This window comes from Bittarella massiliensis (ex Durand et al. 2017), assembly GCF_017566145.1.
Taxonomy (GTDB): domain Bacteria; phylum Bacillota; class Clostridia; order Oscillospirales; family Ruminococcaceae; genus Bittarella; species Bittarella massiliensis_A.
In genome coordinates this window covers 1-221 of sequence record NZ_JABFCL010000231.1, presented here as the reverse complement: position 1 = coordinate 221, position 221 = coordinate 1, and the positions used below count along the sequence as shown (strand labels likewise).

1 protein-coding gene is annotated in these 221 nt (G+C 44.3%); it reads right to left on the bottom strand.

Annotated features, from left to right (window positions below):
• Positions 1–221: DUF169 domain-containing protein (locus HJY11_RS14160; protein WP_208076522.1), on the bottom strand; the 221-nt coding region annotated here is incomplete at both ends.

The following is a 221-nucleotide window of genomic DNA, read 5'->3' as shown; positions in this document are numbered from 1 at the left end:
ATGTGGCTGTCTACTCTTAATCCCCTTTTCTTTTACGGCTGCCTGCTTGACCATAACACAGTATGGCATGGACACTGTCGTTTCCTTGGCCGGATAAGCTTCATAATCCTCTTTTGTAAACAAAAGCGTAATCGCCACCGGTTCGCTCTGCAGGAGAAGTACCTCTTTCCAGATATCAATGCATCTATTGATTTCCTCCTGTGGATATTGTTCATGTGGAA